This is a genomic window from Tardiphaga sp. OK246 (assembly GCF_900188215.1).
Taxonomy (GTDB): Bacteria; Pseudomonadota; Alphaproteobacteria; order Rhizobiales; family Xanthobacteraceae; genus Tardiphaga; species Tardiphaga robiniae.
Genome location: NZ_FZOX01000006.1, coordinates 115,078 through 133,646, shown reverse-complemented (window position 1 = coordinate 133,646; position 18,569 = coordinate 115,078). Strand labels below are relative to the sequence as shown.

Below are 18,569 nucleotides of genomic sequence, written 5' to 3'. Positions count from 1 at the left end.
ATTTCAGCATGACGTCCGCGCGGTGCCGGTGGGTGCACGCGAGCGCTGCAACAAACCAAGGGCCCCTGTGCCTCAGATCGTGCCATCCCGTTGGAAGACCAAATTCCGGCATTTCCTGCTGGATCTGGATGCGCGCATCGATTCCGGCCTGTTCTCGTCCGGCCGCGGCACCCGCGAACTCTGGGAACGCTACTCCACCTTCATGGACCGCTTCTATGTCGGTCGCTGGAAGCGCTGGGTTTTCATCGAGCCGCTGTCGGAAATGGCCACCATCGGCCTTGGCGGTCTCATCCTCATGCTCGCTTTGGCGCAGCCGGCGTTTCGCGAAACCGCCGATGAAGACTGGCTGAAGAAATCCGACCTCGCGGTGACGTTTCTCGATCGTTACGGCAATCCGATCGGCAGCCGCGGCATCAAGCACAACGACTCCATTCCGCTGGAAGATTTTCCGGATAACCTGATCAAGGCCACCCTCGCCACCGAGGACCGCCGCTTCTACGATCACTTCGGCATCGACATCGCCGGCACCGCGCGCGCGCTGGTCACCAATGCGCAGGCCGGCGGCGTGCGCCAGGGCGGCTCGTCGCTGACGCAGCAGCTCGCGAAAAATCTGTTCCTGTCGAACGAGCGCACCATCGAGCGCAAAGTCAACGAAGCGTTCCTGGCGATCTGGCTGGAAACCCGCCTGACCAAGAACGAAATTCTGAAGCTCTATCTCGACCGCGCTTACATGGGCGGCGGCACGTTCGGCGTCGACGGCGCAGCGCATTTCTATTTCAACAAATCCGCGCGCGACGTGAACCTCGCGGAAGCCGCGATGCTCGCCGGCCTGTTCAAGGCCCCAACCAAATACGCGCCGCATATCAACCTGCCCGCCGCCCGCGCCCGCGCCAACGTGGTGCTCGACAACCTCGTCGATGCCGGCTTCATGACCGAAGGCCAGGTGTTCGGTGCGCGGCGCAATCCCGCCGTCGCCGTCGATCGCCGCCAGGAAATCTCGCCGAACTACTATCTCGACTGGGCCTTCGATGAGATGCGCAAGCTCGTCGATACATTCCCGAAATCCTATGTCGAGCGCGTTTTCGTGGTCCGCACTGCCATCGATATGAATGTGCAGCGCGCCGCCGAAGCCGCCGTCGAAAACCAGCTCCGCCAGTTCGGCCGCGACTATCATGCGACGCAGGCCGCCACGGTGGTGTCGGACCTCGAAGGCGGCGTCCGCGCCATGGTGGGTGGCCGCGACTACGGCGCAAGCCAGTTCAACCGCGCGGTGGACGCGATGCGCCAGCCCGGTTCGTCGTTCAAGCCCTATGTCTACACGACGGCGCTGCTCAACGGTTACAAGCCGACCTCGATCATCCTCGACGGCCCGGTCTGTATCGGCAACTGGTGCCCGCAGAACTACGGCCACTCCTATTCCGGCAACGTCACGCTGACGCAGGCCATCACCCGTTCGATCAACGTCGTGCCGGTGAAGATTTCGATTGCGCTCGGCAAGGGCGCGCAGAATCCGGCCAAGGCCGGCCGCGTCAAGATCGTGGAGACCGCGCGCCGCTTCGGCATCACGGCGCCGTTGCTTGATACGCCGTCGCTGCCGATCGGCTCCACCGAAGTCACCGTGCTCGAACACGCCGTCGCCTATGCGACTTTCCCGAACAAGGGGCGCTCGTCGAAGCCACATGCCGTGCTGGAAGTCCGTACCGGCGCCGGCGATCTGGTCTGGCGCTTCGACCGCGACGGCCCGAAACAGTTGCAGGCGATCCCGGCCTCCGTCGCCGCCGATATGGCCGGCATGATGAGCCACGTGGTCAGCGAAGGCACCGCACGCCGCGCGGCGCTGGACGGCATTCCGACAGCAGGCAAGACCGGCACGACCAATGCGTATCGCGACGCATGGTTCGTCGGCTATACCGGCAACTTCAGCTGCGCAGTCTGGTACGGCAATGACGACTACTCGCCGACCAACCGCATGACCGGCGGATCGCTGCCAGCGCAGACATGGCACGACATCATGGTCGCAGCCCATCAGGGCATCGAGATCAAGGAAATCCCGGGTGTCGGCGCGGGTACCAAGAATCCTGCCGCAGCCGCCTCGTCCGTGATGGCCGCCAACGCGCAGGACGCCAAGCCCGGCCCGCCACCGGTGCTGACGCGCCGCGGCGCCGACGTCCTGCTGCGTGTCGAGAAGCTGCTCGACGACGCCGGCAAGACCGCCGGCCGCACATCATCCAACGAACCGTTGAAGCCCCGCGCTTCCTCCGCGTTGGCCTTCCCCGAGAGCTACGCGTCGGCGAATGATGCACCGGATGCCAAAACGACCACATCCGCAACCGCCCCCGCGTCGCGCAAGAACTGAAGCTGCTATCATGACGGTGCGCACGTGCGGCTGATCTTCCTCACGCTCCTGGCGCTCGCGATCGCCACTGCTGTCGGTCTCGGCCTGACCTGGACCACCGCGACCCGCGGCACAGACCTTGGCACGCTCACCATCGGTGCCTGGACTGCGCGCCCGCGCACCGGCACCAGCGAGATCGATCCCTATGCGCGTGCGTCCATTGCACGGTCCGGCGAATTGCCGATCGGCACGGGCGACGGCGTCACTTTCACTGCCACCACCGACGACAAGAAAAAGCCGCTGGACGGTCGCTGCGATATCGTCGTGTCAGGCGTGACACCGGCTGCCCGTTTCTGGACGCTCTCGCTCTATGACACCAAGGGCCGTCTGGTGCCCAACACATTGCAGCGCTACGGCTTCACCAGCCAGGAAGTGGTGCGCAATGCCGACGGCGCGTTCGAGATCCGCATCGCTGCACGCTCGCGCGCGGGCAACTGGCTGCCGACATCAGCGCTAGAACGCTATGTGTTGATGCTGCGGCTGTACGACACGCCGGTGGGCGTCGCCACCCGGACGCAGAAAGACGCGCCGATGCCCGCCATCGCCACGGTGAGCTGCCCATGATCCGGCTGATGTTCGCGCTCATCGGTGGTGTCGTGCTTGGCGGCATCGTGCATCTTGTCAGCGTGCTGGCGCTGCCGCGTATCGCGACGCAGGACGCCTATTCGCGCCTCGCTTCGGTGACGAAAGAAAATGCGGTGACAGCATTGCCGCAGACCGAGCCGGCCAATGCGCTGCTGCCATTCATGGACCCGGCCTTCGCCATGGCGGTCTGCCGCTACGACCTGGCCAAAGGACCGATCAAGCTCACCGTGCCGGTCAGCCAGTCCTACACATCGGTGTCGTTCTATACCCGCAGCGACGTCGCTTACTACGCGATCAACGACCGCTCCGCCGGCCGGCGCGTCATCGAGCTGGATCTCATGACCGAGGCGCAGCACGAAGCGCTGCCCGAGGAAGAGGACGTCACGTCCGCCGACCGCCTCATCATCGACTCGCCGACCGCGACCGGCCTGATCGTGCTGAAGGCGCTCGCCGCCGAACCAGGCCTGATGATCCAGGCCCAGGCATCCCTCGCCGCATCGAATTGTCGGGTGCAGACCGATCCGCCGGCTGCGCCGGTGAAGGGCAAGCGCTGATAAGCGATCGTCATCGTAGGGTGGGTAAGAGCGTCTTCGCGAAACCCATCATGTCGTCGTGTGTATTTGATGGGTTTCGCTGCGCTCTACCCATCCTACGTGCGCTATCCCGTAGCCAGCGGCGTGCCGATATCCGCCACGAGCTTCACGAGATCAGCCTGCCGTGACCTGCCGGTCTTGGCGTAGATCCGGTTGAGATGTGTCTTCAGCGTATTCTCCGAGATCCCGAGCGAAGTGGCCGTCTGGGACGGGTTGAGCCCCTTTCCGGCGCTCACGAGCACGCGCGCTTCGGCGGGCGTGAGCTCGAACAGCGTCGTCAACACGGCTTCCGGCATTGGAGAGGCCGAGGTCGTTGTCGAGACGAAGACGGCGGCACATGCGGGGCGGAAAGCGGCGCGCGCCGTACCAGCGGTCAAAGGCAGGACATAGGCGACCGCGGGAGGTTGTCCTGCCGCCGACACTGGCAAGCCAATGCCTTTGGCGCCGAGCGAGAGATCCGATGCAGCACTTGCGATCGCCTGCAGCAAGGCGTCGCCCATCAATGCGTTCTGTGCCTGAATGGTTCGCCCCTGACGCAGGATCGGACCATCCGTTGCGAACATGCGTTCGGCACTTGCATTGGCATGGAGCACCGATCCGGCCGCGTCGGTCAACACGACGGGCACCGCGAGGTTCTCAAGCGATTCACGAAACAGCTGCGCGGTCACGCGCACATCGTCGAGCAGGTCGCTGATCATCGCGGCCCTGCGCAAATGCGGAGACAGCAAGGTCAGAAACCGTTGATCTTCGGCAGATACGGCAGCCTTGTCCGCCCAGGTGGTGCAGCCGAGTAGACCGATGCGATCCGGCGTATGAACGAATTTGACAATGCACCCCTCCCGCAATCCCTGCGGTCCGGCCCAATTGCGAAAGAACGCGGTCTGCTGCAATTCACTTTCGGGCATCAGCGAGAGCGTGGATACGGGCGTATCGATATCGCCGACCACCGCAGCTTTCAGGCCCGGAATATCATCGAAACTGTAGTCCTGCAGCGCGCGCATGCGCTCGCCATCCCAGGGCGATTGGGCAGCAAACCGGCCGTGATTGTCCGACGTGCCGGCGAGTGCGATCGTGGTGTAGGCCGCGTCCATCGTCTGCGTGATGCGGGTGAGAACACGCGACCATCCCTCACGGTTCAGAACGCAGTCGTAGATATCTCCGATGATTGAAGAGAGTACGTCATTGTCGACAACGTCCATGAACATTCCAAATCCGTGATTGCGCGCGCTCTGGTGTGGCAGGGCGAGATCGAAGTCAATTTCCGGACGCGCACACGCAGCATATTTTACCACATCATACTTCGGGGTGACGACACGAAATCCTGCAACGCTTAGCGGTGGCGGTGGCGACCCTGGACTTTTCGGGAGCGCGTATGAGGGGCCTGCTTGTCCGGCGGGCCCGCACGTCTGGAAGTCACGTCTCGAAGTACTGGAGAGCTCGATGTCGAAATCCGCCAAACTGGCCTGCGTGATCGGCTGCGTTCTGCTTGTGTCAACGCCCGCGCTAACCGCGGACAATCTCGCTCCACCGCACTACAAGGCGGCCGTGTCCCCACAAATCGTGACATGGACAGGCGCCTATATCGGCGCCACCTTGGGCTATGGCTGGACCGAAAGTGCGTCCACCATTACGGCCATCGACACGATCATCACGCCATTTTTCCTGTCGCAGGGCACGATGCCCCGGTCGCTCAATTCCCGCTTCGATGGATTTATCGGTGGCGCTGAAATCGGCTACAACTGGCAGATCGACCGTTGGGTAACAGGTCTGGAAACAGACTTGTCCTATTCGAAAATGGGCGCGGGCGTCACTTATTACGCCCCGGAGATTGGTGCCAATCCGGAAACCCTGACCAGCCATAACACCGAACTGAGCTGGTTTGGTACCGCGCGTGCACGATTGGGCTATCTGGTGACGCCGGAGACATTGTTCTTCGCTACCGGCGGTCTGGCCTACGGCCACGTGAAAGTCTCGTCCACTCTTGTGCCGGAGCCGACATTTCCATGTGCCCGGAACGCTCTCTGCTCCGCAGGGTCTGCATCGGAGACACGGGTCGGCTGGGCGATCGGCGGCGGCGTGGAATCGAAGATCGCATCGAACTGGACAGCGAAGGTCGAATATCTGCATTTCGATCTCGGAACGATCAGCTATACGACGTTGAGCAAGGCCACCTTCGCGGCCTGGCCAGGAAAACCGATCATGGGCGTCAATTCGAATGTCACAGGCAATATCGTCCGCATCGGCGTGAATTATCAGCTGTAAGACGACCTCGGCGTGACGTTTTTCCGCATAGAAAACGTCCAGGGAGCCCTCTGGCGTAATCTGCCTGCAATCTCCCGCAGCGAAGCTCCGCATCCATCGCCGACCCACGAATCGGCGCGAATGCGGGGCCTCCATGCAACACGACCAAGAGCCGTCCGATACGGCCGTCAGCTATTTCCTGTCCCTGATCTGGTGGCCGCTGCTGTATTTCGGCGCGCTGACGGGCGCATGGTTTGCCTTCGCGAGCACCGCACCGATCCTCTGGTTCAATGTCGTCTATGCAGCGCTGCTGCTGACGATTGTGCTGCTCGAACGCATGACGCCGCATCGCGCCGAATGGCTGGAGCATGATGGCGAAACACTGAATGACATCGGGCATACGCTGCTGACCAAGGGCACGGCGCAACTGGCTGTCGCGGCCACCGCGATCGTTCCAATGGCGATGGCGACCCTGACGCGCGCGGACGATCATGCCTCGCATCTGTGGCCGACACAGTGGCCGCTGATCGCGCAGGTCGTGCTCGCGCTGGTGATTGCCGAATTCGGGCTCTACTGGTCACACCGGATCGCGCATGAAAACCTGTTCTTCTGGCGCTTCCATGCGCTTCATCACAGCGTGGTCCGGCTCTGGGTGGTGAACACAGGACGCTTCCATGTGATCGACTCGCTGATCAAGATGGCGCTCAGCCAGGCACCGCTCTACCTGCTCGATGCGCCGCTGCCGGTGTTCCTGTGGGTCGGCGCGGTGACTGCGATCACCGGCCTGCTCACCCATTGCAATGTGGAGACGCGCACGGCGCTGTTCGATCCGATCTTTGCGACGCCAAAACTGCATCGCTGGCATCATTCGAAGACGCTGAAGGAAGGCAACAGCAACTATTGCGAGAACATCATGGTGTGGGACCATGTGTTCGGCACCTATCTCAATCCCGCCAAGGCGTCGCCGGATCGGCTCGGCATCAGCGGCAAGGTTGCACCGGATTTTCTGGGACAGATCGTGCAGCCGTTTTCGCGCAAAGGCGCGCGGCAGATTCTTGGCCGCCAGACCGTGCCGGATGATCAGGTGAAGCCAGTGGAAAAGTCCGACGCCGTAGCGCGGATCAGCGAAGCGTAATCCCCCTGCACTTCCAGCCCTACACGTCCAGCTATCCGCCGACCTGGAGCACCTTGCCGGGGCGCACCGGCGTGAGGCTGCCGGCCATGGCCGTGGTCTGCGCCGCCAATTCGCCGATCAGCATATCGGCGCTGGACGCCATGCCATCGGGGGCGTGGATCACCATGCGTTCCAGCGCCCACTTATAGGACGACACCCGGCGCTGCAGACATTGCTCGACCCACTGCACGATCAGCGCGTTCTCATCCATGCGTGCGATGGCGTCGGCGCGTTCCTTCGGCTCCAGCGCCGACACCAGCTTCAGGCTGGCATTACGTTTGCGATCGAGCTCGACGACCTTTGCGGCTGTCGCATAAAATCCCTCGAAACGCAGGATGTCGTCGCGCGCGTCGTCCATCAGCACGCTGTAGCGCGACGTGTGCGAGCGGTGCGGCTCGTCGATCAGCAGCCGGCCATAGGCCGTGCGATCGTAGGTGACGTTCTGCCGCCACGGCGATGCGATCGGCTTGTAGTCACCGAACACACTCTTCCACAGCGGGCGCGAATGCGGCGGCTCGATCAGCGGATAAGCGAGATCGCGCATCTGGCGTTCAAGATCTGTGAGCTGGAATTCCGACGACTTCAGGCCGACGCTGCCGGTGGCCTCGACGCCAATCCAGCGATGCATGTCGTCGGTCACCGCATTGTTGCGGGTACGACCGAAATCGCCACCGGCGCAGCCGCCGGTCAAGGCAGCAAGTACGAAACACGGCGCAAGAAACGACGTCTTGTGCCGAAGCCGTATCCGGTTCGGATGGAATATCTCCGACATCAGAACAGGTCCGGGGTCAGGAACGGGCGCGGCGCTTGCGGCGGCGTCCCGGCGCAGTGCCCTCTTCCGGGCCGCTGCCACCATTGCTGTCGTCGATCTGACGCTCGATTCGGATCACCGGCAGGATCAGGATTTCTGCGGAAGTTTCGCGGGGAGATGGCGCCACATTCACGCCCAGCCGTCGCGCTGCCGCATCCGCCGGGAACTTGATGATGGTGCTCATTATCCAGTCTCTCCGCGCCGCTTCGCCCGTTTTGCCGACGCACGGTCATTAAGGACATTCATGGTTAATGACGCCTTAACGCCGCCAGACCGCCATATGGTGGCCGCCTTGGGGAACATGATTAGGCGTCGCAGCATTGAATTGAGTAAGGGGCGTATTTGATCGTGAGCGAGACTGCTGGAACCTTGATTGAGCGCGCCACCCCTTCTTCCGAAGACTGGAAGTTCCGCATGCGCTGCCCGCGCTGCGGTTCATCGATCTCCGACATTCACACGAAGCCGTCCTGCGTGAACTACAGTTGCGACTACAGCAGCGCCGGCTTTCCCGTGGTCGATGGCCAGCCGGTGCTCATTGACTTCGAGTCCAGCGTGTTCGACCGCCGCCTGTATCATCGCGACAATGGCTCGGTGATGCCGCGGGATGTCGCCGGCCAATCGATCGGTACGCGCCTGCATCGCTTCACGTTTGGTGAAAATCCTGTCGCGGCCAAGAACTGCGAGAAATTCCTCGACCTTCTCAAGCAGGAAACTGCGAGACCCGTCGTGCTCGTTGTCGGCGGTGGCACCGTCGGCTCCGGTGCGGACTGCCTCTATGATGATCCGGATGTCGAAGTTGTCGGAACCGACGTGTTCTCCACCGACAACACCGCGCTGGTCGCCGACGCGCACAGACTGCCATTCGAGGACGCGACCTTTGACGGCGTCTGGATTCAGGCTGTGCTCGAACACGTTCTGGAGCCGGCCACGGTCGCGGCCGAAATCCATCGGGTGCTGCGCCAGAACGGCATTGTCTATGCCGAGACGCCCTTCATGCAGCAGGTGCACGAACGCGCCTACGACTTCTCGCGCTTCACCCAGAGCGGACATCGCTGGCTGTTCAAGAAATTCACCGAGATCGACGCCGGCGCCGTCAGCGGCGCTGGTATCGGCCTGCTCTGGTCGATCCGGTATTTTTCACGCACGCTGGGCGCCGGCGACAAATTCTCGCGCCTCTTCACCCTGCCATTCTTCTGGCTGCGCTACTTCGATCGCCTCGGCCGCTCGCGTGCCCGCGCCGACGCGGCGTCAGGCGTGTATTTCATGGGCCGCCGGGCCGAACGGGCCATCAAGCCGCGCGAGATGCCGCGGTACTACAACGCTCAGGCTTGAAGCGACTCGTCGGAATCAGATCTGCCTCGGCCAACGGCCCATGGTTAAACACATATTAATGCGTCCGCGATAATTTGAGGCAAGGTTCCCTTAGTAAGCGTATGCCATGCCTGCCTCACCTCCAATGTTTCCGGGCTTTGACGGATTGCTGACGCTCTCGCGTCGCGAAGGTGTGGACGTGCGACCGACCTTGCTGCGCGTGCTGACGGATCTTTATGTCCAGGCACCGAACCATACGATCGACGAAGAGAAGCAGTTCGTCGAACTCACCGCGCGCCTGATCGATCAGGTCGACGACGCCACCCGCGCCGCGGTGCGCGCTCGGCTGTCGATCTATCCGAACACCCCGCGCGCGATCCTCAACCGGCTCAATCTGCGCCCGACCGAACCCGGCCAATCGGTGCCGCTCGCGCAGCCCATTTCCGCCGCAGAATCTCCCGCGCCGCCGGTCAAGCAGCCGAGCGAAGCGCAGATGCGTGTCGCCGCCAATATGGCCATGGCACCCAGGGACGCGTCCGAGATCAGTACGCTGTTCTTTGCCGCATCGAGCAGCGAGCGTGCGCAGATCCTGCATAACCTCGCCGAAACGCCGCTGCGATCCTCCGCCCGAATTCCGCAAGCGCGCGCCGCGCGCGCCATGCACATTCTTGAAATGGCCGCCTTCGCCGAAGACCGCGACAACTTTGCGCGCGAGCTGAGCGAAGCCTTGATGCTGCCCGCCGCCATTGCCGAGCAGGTCGTCAGTGATCCCGGCGGTGAGCCCCTCGCCTGCTGCGCCAAGGCGCTCGGCATGCGGAGCGACATCTTCCAGCGCGTGTTGCTGTTCCTCAATCCGGAATTCGGCACCTCGGTGACGAACGTCTACCGGATCGCGCGGATGTATGACGTGCTGAGCGAACGCTCGGCGCTGATCATGGTGGCCGCCTGGCGCGGCGCGCATATGGCCGCGACGCGCGCCAAGTTCCGGCCCGCGCTCTATGACGACGAACGCCATCGCGCACGGCCGAGCGCGCCGCAGGCACGGCCAAGCGTCCAGCCGGATGTGGATATCACGCGCGTGACGCGGAATTCGTCGGGGCGCTAGCCCTTCGCCAATTCGAGAAAATGCCGTCCGGCCTTGTCCTCGGTCTCGACGATCCAGACGTCGGGATCGAACGAGATCTCCTTCTGCAGACGCTCTTCGATCTTGCGTTCCTCGACGGGCTGCGGCGGTGAGGCTGCGAAGACGCGATCTACAGGGCGGCTCTCGTCATAGGCGGTTTGCGGCGCCGGCGTGTAGAGCATCGCGGTGCCATCCAGCAGCGCGACCTTCACGAACACGGCGCCCGCCTCCTCCGCACCACGACGGCGCACGGCGCCGAACACGCCTTCGGTCTGGCAGCGGCGCAGATATGCTGCGACCCAAATGGCTGACTTCAATCGTGACATCTGAGCCTTTGATTACTCCGGAGAACGAGATTGCGAGGTGACTTCGAGACCGAGGACCAAGCCCGAAATGCGCAATTGACGCGACGCCCATTTATAGTATTATGACTATAACGCGCAACGTCGCCCGGCATCAATATCAGAATGTCACCCACCGACACACCCTTGGAATTCGTGGGGTCGTCGAAAGACGATCTTTCTGAGTTTCCGGTGCCCGTGAAGGTATGCATTGGTTTTGCTCTGCGTGCGGCCCAGAAAGGCAAGAAGCACCCGGATGCGAGGCCTTTGAAGGGCTTCCACGGCGCAGGCGTTGTGGAGATCGTCTCTGATTTTGATGGCGATACGTTTCGCGCGGTCTACACCATCAAACTGAAGGGCATGGTCTACGTTCTCCACGCGTTTCAGAAGAAGTCGAAATCCGGGATCCAGACCCCTAAGACCGAGATTGACCTGATCAAATCCCGTCTAAAAGACGCAATGGCGCTTTACGAAGAAGCCATGGAGGGCAGCAATGAAAAAGCCAGCAAGCACAAAGAGCAGCGGCAACGTATTCGCCGACCTCGGCCTGCCAAACGCTGATGAGCATCTCATCAAGGCAGAGATCGTTCTCGGCATTGCCGCACGCATCAAAAGCAAGGGACTGACCCAGGCACAGGCATCCAAGCTGATTGGCCTTGCCCAGCCCGACGTCTCCAAGCTGCTGCGCGGACAGTTCAGCGGCTACTCTTATGAGCGCCTGTTTGGATTTCTCGTTGCCCTCGGCGAGCGCGTCAAAATCGAGGTGTCGGACGCGAAGACGAAGAAGCAGGCACGCGTCGAACTCGAAATGTCGTGAACCGCATCGCCGGGCCAGCAGCCCGGCAGCGCTAGTCGATCGCGCGCCCGGTGACGGTGGCGAGTTCGCGCACCATGCGATCGGACACCTGCCCGGTCACCGGCAGCTTGCGTTCACGCTCGAAGCGCTGGATCGCAGCCGCTGTGTCCGAGCCGACATTGCCGGTCGGCTTCAGCTGGCCGTAACCGTATTCCGTCAGCGCACGCTGCACGGCAGCGACGCGGCGCGTATTGGTGATGAGATCGCCGAGCGGATCGGTGCGCGTCGCATTCGGGATCGCCGCCGGCGGGCGCACCACGGCGCCCGTGGTCGCCGGTGAGGCCGGTGGTGCCGGCGCCTTCAGGAGATTGCCGACCGGATCAGCCGCGCGCTGCTCGACGGGCTTGGCGGCGAGTGACGGCTTCGGCTCATTGGCGCTGTTGACCGGCTTGGAATCCAGCATGCGGGAATCGAGCTTGGTGTCCGGCGAAGCAGCATCCAGCGGACGCGGCTTGGGCAGCGGATTGGCGACCTGCGCCGGTGCCGGAAATGCAACGACGGTGCTGGAACCGAACATCGGCGACGGATGATGCCCCTTCTGCAGGAAGATCGCATTGGCGATGATGGCGCTGACCGCGGCGAATGCGATCAACCCGGCGACCATGTCCTTCGGACTATGCAGCAGCACGCGCAGGATGATACCGCGCTCCGCGGGCTCGTCGACGATGGCGACGGCGCGGCCGCGTTTGGACTTGGTTGCTTTGGAACTGGCTTTAGGCACTCTTCTTCACCTGATGGGCTTGGTCGGACGGCGCGGTGCGCGCCGCGGGATTCAAGATCGCGATATTGCTGACGTGTTCAGCCTGCGGCGTGAACTCCAGCGGCAGCGCGATTGTGATGGTGGTGCCTTCGTCGATCCGGCTCTGCACCTGCATCTCGCCACCATGCATGCCGACAAGGCTCTTCACAATGGACAGGCCGAGCCCGGTGCCCTCATGGCGCCGCTGATAGGTCTTGCCGGCCTGGAAGAACGGATCGCCGATGCGCGCGAGATCGTCCGATGCAATGCCGACGCCGGTATCGCTGACGCGCAGCATCAAGCGCGATCCTTCGACGCCCGCTGCCACGGTGACACTGCCGCCGCGCTCGGTGAACTTGATGGCATTGGATACGAGGTTGAGCAGGATTTGCCGGAATGCACGCGGATCGCCGTTGACCTCAGGCAGATCCTTGGGCGCATCGGTGATGAGATCGATGCCGTTCTCGCGCGCCTTCAGCGCCAGCAGATTGCAGCAATTGATCAGCGCGGGACGCGGGGCGAACGGCTCCGGCGAAATCTCGAAGTTGCCGGATTCCAGCTTCGACATGTCAAGGATACCGTTGACGACCGACAGCAGGTGCTGGCCGGAATCGTTGATGAGCTGGGCATATTCCTTGCGCTTGGCCGCATCGAGCATCATCAGCTCTTCCTGCACGAGCATATCCGAGAAGCCGATAATGGCATTCAGCGGCGTGCGCAGCTCGTGGCTCATGGTGGCCAAGAATCTTGTCTTCGACGCATCGGCGCGCTCGGCTTCGATGCGGGCCTGCGCCAATGCCTCTTCCTGCAGCTTGCGGTCGGTGACATCGCGCAGCACCGCGACGACTTCCGCATCGGCATTGGGCGACGAAATATCAGCGCCCTGCTCCATTGGGCGGCAACGCATTTCAACCCAGATGAATTCGGCGCCCGACGGACGCATGCGATCATTGCCGCGCACAACATCGCGGCGCAGGCGGAATTCGACGCTGCGGGCTTCGCCGCCGCGTGCGGCGTCAGACAGAGCCGTGAGATAGGCCGGGCGATCCGCGACATGGACGCGATCGAACAGGCCATGGCCGAGCAGTTGCTGTGCCGGAGCGCCGATCAGTGCTTCTGCCGCCGGCGAAATGAACTGCACGGCGCCATTGTGACGATGACGCGAGATCACGTCGCTCATATTGCGCGCCAGCAGGCGATAGCGGTCTTCCTCGACATAGAGCAGCGAGACGCTGGTGCGCGCCAGCGACTCCGCGCCGAAGGCCAGACCTGCTGCATAGATGGTGGCGGAGGCAATACCAAAGCCCATGAAGACGCCGTGGCCGGCGACACCGGCTTCGGATGCGGGCAACCAGTCAACGCTGGTCAGCGCGATGAGAATGCCGACGCAGGACAGCGCCAGCGCCGATGCAAAGGCAACGATACGGCGCGAAGCCGAGAGTGCCGCCTCGATCGGCACCACGACAAGCCAGATCGCGGCGAACGAATTGATGCCACCGGTGGAGATCGCCATCATCATCACGAGGCCGGCGAGTGCGACGGACGACAGCACCTGTGCGCTTTCATAGCGGCCGGTACGCGACAGAAAATATGAGCAGAGGATCGGCGCCATCAGCCAGGCGAAAGCCGCGACCTCGATCGCGTTCGGCGCGCCGCGCAGCGCGAGATAGACAGGAAAAGCCGCAAAGGCCGCAAGACTGCCGAGCAGACGCGGGGCCATGAATGCGCGATGACGCGCGCTCGTCAGCGCATCGTAGCGCACTGAAGGGTGCAGCATGGCATCAAGGCAGTCGCGGATGATGGTCGATACTGTCACTGGTCTCGCTTCGGCTTGATCGTCAATTCAGACGCGCCGAAACGCCTCCTTTTATCGTTGCGCCAACGTGTCAGAGCGACATTAAGCGAACGCTAAAGCGCATCCCGTGTTCGCCATGCCTAACGCGTAAGTGCTGATTTAAGAGGAGTTTTCGCATTTCCATTCGGCAACGATGGTGAACGAGTAGTTTCCATCGCCGCATCCATATGGTTTCGAAAGTGTGCATCCCCAACATCGTGTCGGAAAACGCACGAACAGCTCATCAATGGAAAATTTACGCCAAACCGAATGAAGCGAATTTTCGTCGATTTAACCGCATCGCAAATACTTGCAATTTATCGACTGCTGCTAACTTCGATCCCAATTGCGACAAATCGCAACGGTTCGAAGAGACTAACGGGGTTCGCGATGTTCTTCCTGCTTCGCATGGCATTCTGGCTCGGGCTCGTGCTCGTGCTGCTGCCGAGGGACAAGACGCCGGAATCGGATAAGCTGCCGCAGATCGGCGCTTCCGATGCGGTATCGGCTGCGAGTGCGGCGATGTCCGACATGGCTCAATTCTGCAAGCGCCAGCCGGCCACCTGCGAAGTCGGCGGCCATGCGGCCACCGTGATCGGCGAACGAGCCAAGGACGGCGCGAAGAAAATCTACCAGATCATCACCGAGAAGAAGCCGGATACCACCGGCTCGATCGGTGGCGAAGGTGAAGACCACGGCGCGGTCGCCATGGTCAAACCTGACACGCTCACCCAGGACGACCTCGCCGCCGAATGGCAGCCACCCACCGCTGCTCCCTAAACGGCTGATTGCGGCGGATAATTACCGCAAACGGCGGTCGCTTTCGGCGCTGTTCGTCCCTATATAGGGCCTGACATTGCTTGCAGGCCCCGATGACCACGATTGACGATATCCGCGATAATTTCGAGCTCCTCGAGGACTGGGACGACCGCTACCGGTACGTCATCGAACTCGGGCGCAGCCTCACGCCGATGCCGGATGAGGAACATTCCTCAGCGAACAAGGTCAACGGCTGCGCGAGCCAGGTCTGGCTGTCGCGCCAGGTCGCCCGCGACCACGGCACGCCGGTGCTCAGCTATCTCGGCGACAGCGACGCGCATATCGTTCGCGGGCTGATCGCGATCCTGCTGACGCTGTATTCGGGCCGCAAGGCCGAGGACATTCTGGCCACCGACGCCATCAAGGTGTTCGACGAACTCGGCTTCAAGGAACACCTGACGCCGCAGCGCTCCAACGGCCTGCGTGCCATGGTCGAACGCATCCGCCGAGACGCCACCGAGACCCTGGCAGATGCGAACCAGGGCGTGACCCCATAGGCTCGAGCGGCTGCGGGTGCTGCGCCAACGCTCCGCCAGGGATTCACTGATCGGAGCGCAGCTGAGGCCCGTTTACCGGGCTTCAGCCCAAAGCGCGCCCGACCGCGCCCTCGCCTGCAGCCGGGACACCGCCTCGGCCAAAGGAATGTCGGCCTGGGAGCCGTCGCGCTCGCGCAGGCTCACCCGGCCGTCCCTCATCTCGCGCCCGCCGACGATCGCCATCACCGGCACCGCCATGTCATGCGCCGCCACGATGCGCCGTGAAAGCGTATCGGCGCCGTCATAGGCAACAGCCCGGATCCCCGCATCCTCGAACGCCGCCACGACGTCAGCGCCGTATCCGGCCTGGTCTTTCGAAATCGGCGCAACGGCGACCTGATCCGGCGACAACCAGAAAGGAAGCACGCCGCCGTGGTGCTCGAGCAGGATCGCGATCATGCGGCCGAGCGATCCGAAGATGGCATGGTGGATCATCAGGGGCCTCGCGCGGCTGCCGTCGGCGGCGATGTAGGACGCGTCGAGCCGCTGCGGGAGAACGCTGTCGAGCTGCACCGTGCCGCACTGCCAGAATCGTCCCAGCCGGTCGCGCAACGCGAATTCCAGCTTCGGTCCGTAGAACGCGCCTTCGCCAGGATTGATGTGAGGCGCGAGGCCGCATTGCCGCGCGGCATCGTCGAGCTTCGCCTCCGACCAGTCCCACGTCGCGTCGTCGCCAGCGCGCACGGCCGGACGCGTCGACAGCGCCACTTCGTAGTCGGGAAAACCAAGATCGCGATACACCTCGCCCAGCAAAGCGATGAAGCGCGCGACTTCGTCCTCTACGTCCTGCTCGCGGCAGAACACATGCGCGTCGTCCTGCTCGAAGGCCCGCGTTCGCATGATGCCGTGGAGCGCACCGGATGGCTCGTTGCGGTGGCAAGCGCCAAACTCGGCATAGCGGATTGGAAGTTCCCGCCACGAGCGCAGACCCTTGTTGAAGATCTGCACGTGGCAAGGGCATGACATCGGCTTCAGTGCCATCGTCTGCTCGCCGTCATCGACCCGGAACATGTGCTCGCGGAATTTGTCCCAGTGGCCGCTGCGGCTCCAGAAGTCCTTTGGCAGCAGCTGTGGCGTTTGGACCTCGGCATAGCCGGCTCTGCGCATCTTGCGCCGGAGATAGTCCTCCAGCACCCGGTAGATCGCGTAGCCGCGCGGATGCCAGAACACCATGCCCGGCGCATCGTCCTGCAGGTGCCAGAGTTTGAGTTGTACGCCGAGATTTCTGTGGTCGAGATCGTCCATGGCTGTGTTCCTTACGAGCGGAAAAAGCGCGGACGGGGATCATCAAAAACAGAAAAGGCCCCGTCCGTCGCCGGCGGGGCCTTTTCTGGGTGAAGTACGCTTGTCTCTAGCGCGCGCGACCAGAAGGCGATCCGCCGTGAGCGGTCGCCGTGGTGGTCAATGCAGCTGATCGAAGCTTGTTCATGCGCTGTATATGGCGGCAAAACGCGCAGGCGTCAACGCAAGCCGCGAGGCGTTGCGGGATAGACGATGCGCGGGCCTATGAGCGCGGCCAACGATCCGGCCTTCGCTAAGCTCGCATCCATCCGCATCTGGCTGCGCGCGGTCGACTCCGCGTCCTAGGTCTCGAACGCCGCGTCATCCGCGAGCCAGGTTCGCACTTTCGATGGCTGTCCCCTGACCTCACTGGCGAAGCCGTAGTGCCGCGCGAGGCGATCCAGCGCGAGTTGCAACACGACCTTGGCGGAGCGGGCCGGCCAGTTGCGTTCGCGCTCGATGTCTTCGAGGCCACGCAGAAAACAGCACACATCCATCAGAACCCCTGAAAACTCGGGCCCGCAAGCCTCCAGCGCCTGACTGACGCGCTGGCGCGCTGTCATCATGATATCCGTCATCTCGCCGGGACTGCTGCTGGCCCCGCGTGGTCGGCCGCCGGTCGGCGCGGCCCAGTTCGCCGTCATGCGCGGCGCCATGTTGCCGCGCGTGAAATCGGCACGCAGTTTCTCGCCGGCGATGAACTGATGCGGGCTGATCATGCTGCGGCCATCGCGGCCCTTGCGCCGGGCCAGCCAGCCGAGCGGGCTTTCGCTGTCATTGACGAGGACGCTGACGACGCCGTCCTCGGTGAGGATCTGCCGCGTCTCCAGCGACAGATGCTGCGCGCGATGGTGATCGACGCGGTCGGGATGCCTGGTGGTGCTGCGGGACGTTTTCATCGGGGGGCGACTCCATTTAGGATAATAAGCTCACATCCCAAATGGCCCGGCAAGCAGAATTTTAGACTTTATTCCTTTCTGGGCTTTTATTCAAAAGAACCAGTACCTTCGCACGATCGCTCAAGGCCGCGACATTAAGAAAGCACGTTTCCGGCAGCGACTGCGATTGATCCGCGGCCGGCGCGCGCGAAGAGTTCATCGCAGTCCTCGGCCACGACCTGCGGGCAAAGCCCTCCCCGTCGTCCGACAGATCACTTCCAGATTTCGCGGTACGGCATCGATGCGCGGGATGGCCTCAACGTCCGCTTGAAAGTCTCCCGTCATACCCGCCAAGTTCACGTATCGTCTGCCTGTGGTGTCACACACCAATTGCGCGTGGCGGGAGATGTATCCCGCATCCTGACGTAGAACTTTCTTCGTCTCCGATTTGTTCTATATTGGTTCCTGCGGATGGAACCTGACTTTATTGCTTAGCTTTACTTGTGCGGATTACTTGCGGGATTACTTGCCCAGATCGCTTGCTCAGGTCACCTGTTCAGGTCACTTGCGCCGGCGGCGCTGCTGGCCCAGCCCCATTTTCTTGGCGAGCTGCGAACGCGCCACCGCATAGTTCGGCGCGACCATCGGATAGTCGGCCGGCAGGCCCCATTTCTCGCGATACTGTTCCGGCGTCATCGCGTACTGCGTGCGCAGATGGCGCTTCAACGACTTGAAACGCTTGCCGTCCTCGAGACAGACCAGATATTCGGCGGTCATCGATTTCTTGACGGACACCGCCGGTTTGGCCGGCTCCGCCGCGACCTCCGGCCGGCCGTTCGACACCCGCACCAGGGCGGCGTGAACCTGACCGATCAGCGCCGGCAATTCGGACGCCGGTGTTGGATTGTGACCGACATAGGCCGACACGATCGTCGCCGTGAGATCGATGAAGCTCTTGCCGGCGATGTCGTTCATGGTCCGTCGTCTTTCAAGGATTGGAGCCGCACTTTACTTGACAATCATGCGGGCATTACAGCCACAAGGGCAATAAC

General features: G+C 62.6%; 20 protein-coding genes. 11 read left to right on the top strand and 9 right to left on the bottom strand.

Translation table 11 applies throughout. The features are described from left to right. Positions 1 to 67 precede the first annotated feature (67 nt). The 3 genes from CHC01_RS24685 to CHC01_RS24675 are packed head-to-tail and all read left to right on the top strand — an operon-like array spanning position 68 to position 3,534. Complete coding sequence (locus CHC01_RS24685; RefSeq protein WP_089267024.1) at positions 68 to 2,356, top strand: transglycosylase domain-containing protein; 2,289 nt, start codon at positions 68 to 70, stop codon at positions 2,354 to 2,356. A gap of 24 nt (positions 2,357 to 2,380) precedes the next feature. Further along, positions 2,381 to 2,959, top strand: a complete 579-nt coding sequence (locus CHC01_RS24680) for a DUF1214 domain-containing protein (protein ID WP_068730494.1) — start codon at positions 2,381 to 2,383, stop codon at positions 2,957 to 2,959. Then, positions 2,956 to 3,534 carry a DUF1254 domain-containing protein gene (locus CHC01_RS24675; RefSeq protein ID WP_089267023.1) on the top strand — a complete coding sequence of 193 codons (579 nt, stop codon included), beginning with the start codon at positions 2,956 to 2,958 and terminating at the stop codon, positions 3,532 to 3,534. Before CHC01_RS24680 ends, CHC01_RS24675 begins: the two co-directional genes overlap by 4 nt. A 104-nt stretch (positions 3,535 to 3,638) precedes the next feature. Here the strand turns inward: CHC01_RS24675 and CHC01_RS24670 are convergent, their stop codons facing one another. Next, positions 3,639 to 4,772: a helix-turn-helix transcriptional regulator gene (locus tag CHC01_RS24670; RefSeq protein ID WP_089267296.1), complete on the bottom strand. Its 1,134-nt coding sequence runs from the start codon at positions 4,770 to 4,772 to the stop codon at positions 3,639 to 3,641. 241 nt (positions 4,773 to 5,013) lie between these two features. Here CHC01_RS24670 and CHC01_RS24665 point away from each other — a divergent pair, with 241 nt between their 5' ends. Both CHC01_RS24665 and olsE read left to right on the top strand, forming a co-directional pair. Continuing rightward, positions 5,014 to 5,835, top strand: coding sequence for an outer membrane protein (locus tag CHC01_RS24665; RefSeq protein ID WP_089267022.1), 822 nt, complete (start codon positions 5,014 to 5,016; stop codon positions 5,833 to 5,835). A 133-nt stretch (positions 5,836 to 5,968) separates the two neighbouring features. After that, positions 5,969 to 6,949, top strand: a complete 981-nt coding sequence (gene olsE / locus CHC01_RS24660) for an ornithine lipid hydroxylase OlsE (protein WP_089267021.1) — start codon at positions 5,969 to 5,971, stop codon at positions 6,947 to 6,949. Between the two features lie 31 nt (positions 6,950 to 6,980). Here the strand turns inward: olsE and CHC01_RS24655 are convergent, their stop codons facing one another. Both CHC01_RS24655 and CHC01_RS24650 read right to left on the bottom strand, forming a co-directional pair. Beyond that, positions 6,981 to 7,760: a hypothetical protein gene (locus tag CHC01_RS24655; RefSeq protein WP_176454701.1), complete on the bottom strand. Its 780-nt coding sequence runs from the start codon at positions 7,758 to 7,760 to the stop codon at positions 6,981 to 6,983. 16 nt (positions 7,761 to 7,776) lie between these two features. Next, a complete protein-coding gene (locus tag CHC01_RS24650; protein ID WP_068730489.1) occupies positions 7,777 to 7,983 on the bottom strand; it encodes a hypothetical protein in 207 nt (68 codons plus the stop codon). Between the two features lie 230 nt (positions 7,984 to 8,213). Between CHC01_RS24650 and CHC01_RS24645 the strand changes: the two genes are divergently transcribed. Beyond that, positions 8,214 to 9,131 (top strand): class I SAM-dependent methyltransferase, encoded by a 918-nt coding sequence (locus CHC01_RS24645; protein ID WP_141137159.1) that lies wholly within the window; start codon positions 8,214 to 8,216, stop codon positions 9,129 to 9,131. Positions 9,132 to 9,237: 106 nt separating this feature from the next. Further along, complete coding sequence (locus CHC01_RS24640; RefSeq protein ID WP_244558510.1) at positions 9,238 to 10,215, top strand: DUF2336 domain-containing protein; 978 nt, start codon at positions 9,238 to 9,240, stop codon at positions 10,213 to 10,215. Here the strand turns inward: CHC01_RS24640 and CHC01_RS24635 are convergent. Next, positions 10,212 to 10,559 carry a DUF1491 family protein gene (locus CHC01_RS24635; protein ID WP_089267018.1) on the bottom strand — a complete coding sequence of 116 codons (348 nt, stop codon included), beginning with the start codon at positions 10,557 to 10,559 and terminating at the stop codon, positions 10,212 to 10,214. The genes CHC01_RS24640 and CHC01_RS24635 overlap by 4 nt on opposite strands. A 141-nt stretch (positions 10,560 to 10,700) precedes the next feature. On the opposite strand from CHC01_RS24635, the gene CHC01_RS24630 reads away from it, so the two are divergent. Both CHC01_RS24630 and CHC01_RS24625 read left to right on the top strand, forming a co-directional pair. Further along, a complete protein-coding gene (locus CHC01_RS24630) occupies positions 10,701 to 11,135 on the top strand; it encodes a type II toxin-antitoxin system RelE/ParE family toxin (protein WP_089267017.1) in 435 nt (144 codons plus the stop codon). Continuing rightward, a complete protein-coding gene (locus tag CHC01_RS24625; RefSeq protein ID WP_089267016.1) occupies positions 11,068 to 11,391 on the top strand; it encodes a helix-turn-helix domain-containing protein in 324 nt (107 codons plus the stop codon). Before CHC01_RS24630 ends, CHC01_RS24625 begins: the two co-directional genes overlap by 68 nt. Positions 11,392 to 11,422: 31 nt before the next feature. On the opposite strand, the gene CHC01_RS24620 is transcribed toward CHC01_RS24625, so the two are convergent. Together CHC01_RS24620 and CHC01_RS24615 are read right to left on the bottom strand one after the other, a co-directional pair. Next, positions 11,423 to 12,151: a peptidoglycan-binding domain-containing protein gene (locus CHC01_RS24620; protein ID WP_244558509.1), complete on the bottom strand. Its 729-nt coding sequence runs from the start codon at positions 12,149 to 12,151 to the stop codon at positions 11,423 to 11,425. Next, on the bottom strand, positions 12,144 to 13,946 hold the full coding sequence (locus tag CHC01_RS24615; protein WP_089267293.1) for a PAS domain-containing sensor histidine kinase: 1,803 nt from the start codon (positions 13,944 to 13,946) through the stop codon (positions 12,144 to 12,146). The genes CHC01_RS24620 and CHC01_RS24615 overlap by 8 nt, the downstream gene beginning before the upstream one ends. Positions 13,947 to 14,393: 447 nt before the next feature. Here CHC01_RS24615 and CHC01_RS24610 point away from each other — a divergent pair, with 447 nt between their 5' ends. Together CHC01_RS24610 and CHC01_RS24605 are read left to right on the top strand one after the other, a co-directional pair. Further along, a complete protein-coding gene (locus tag CHC01_RS24610; protein WP_089267015.1) occupies positions 14,394 to 14,783 on the top strand; it encodes a DUF5330 domain-containing protein in 390 nt (129 codons plus the stop codon). Positions 14,784 to 14,875: 92 nt separating this feature from the next. Next, on the top strand, positions 14,876 to 15,319 hold the full coding sequence (locus CHC01_RS24605; RefSeq protein WP_068734257.1) for a SufE family protein: 444 nt from the start codon (positions 14,876 to 14,878) through the stop codon (positions 15,317 to 15,319). A 72-nt stretch (positions 15,320 to 15,391) separates the two neighbouring features. On the opposite strand, the gene thrS is transcribed toward CHC01_RS24605, so the two are convergent. The 3 genes from thrS to CHC01_RS24590 all read right to left on the bottom strand — a co-directional run bounded on the left by thrS (position 15,392) and on the right by CHC01_RS24590 (position 18,492). Next, a complete protein-coding gene (thrS, locus tag CHC01_RS24600) occupies positions 15,392 to 16,603 on the bottom strand; it encodes a threonine--tRNA ligase (RefSeq protein WP_089267014.1) in 1,212 nt (403 codons plus the stop codon). A 338-nt stretch (positions 16,604 to 16,941) separates the two neighbouring features. Then, positions 16,942 to 17,538, bottom strand: coding sequence for a DUF6456 domain-containing protein (locus CHC01_RS24595; RefSeq protein ID WP_089267013.1), 597 nt, complete (start codon positions 17,536 to 17,538; stop codon positions 16,942 to 16,944). A 540-nt stretch (positions 17,539 to 18,078) separates the two neighbouring features. Then, positions 18,079 to 18,492, bottom strand: a complete 414-nt coding sequence (locus tag CHC01_RS24590; RefSeq protein ID WP_089267012.1) for a Ros/MucR family transcriptional regulator — start codon at positions 18,490 to 18,492, stop codon at positions 18,079 to 18,081. Positions 18,493 to 18,569: the final 77 nt, after the last annotated feature.